Genomic DNA, 509 nt, shown 5'->3' with positions numbered 1-509 from the left:
CGATATAAATGGTTTTATTAATTACTTTGGAACCTTCTCTAACCTTAAAAACAATTCCGTCCATCCAAACGATTAAATAAACAGGTTCTAATGGACGATTTTGCCAAGCTATAATGTCAGAGGTGATAGCATCTGTTATACGAGAAATCGTGGATTGAGAAACGTCAAAATTGTAGACCTCTCTGATCTGTTCTTCAATATCAGAAACGGACATTCCCTTGGCGTAAAGCGATACAATAACGTTTTCTAAGCCTTCTACCATGCTTTTTCGTTTAGGGATAAGCATCGGATTAAAACTAGCATCACGATCTCTAGGGACCTTTATTTCTTCTTCGCCATAACTCGTTTTTATCTTTTTGCTAGAATAACCATTACGCGCATTTTCTTGCTTGCGTAAATCATACTTGTCGTAATCCAGGTGAGCATCTAACTCACCTTCTAACATTTTTTCAATCCCTCGCTTTTGTAAGTCTTTGAGAAAGTTTTGGAGTTCATCGCCAGTTTTAAAC

At 36.9% G+C, this 509-nt stretch carries 1 protein-coding gene; it reads right to left on the bottom strand.

Annotation, left to right across the window (positions count from 1 at the left end; genetic code table 11):
- Window positions 1-509, bottom strand: a 509-nt coding sequence (locus N5E64_RS15735) for a transposase (RefSeq protein WP_280038338.1), incomplete at both ends; no start/stop codon positions are given.

Origin of the sequence: Empedobacter sp. GD03739 (assembly GCF_029843245.1) — a bacterium.
GTDB classification, from domain to species: Bacteria; Bacteroidota; Bacteroidia; order Flavobacteriales; family Weeksellaceae; genus Empedobacter; species Empedobacter falsenii_B.
Note: the sequence above shows the minus strand (reverse complement) of the source record. Positions and strands in the feature narration are given on the sequence as shown.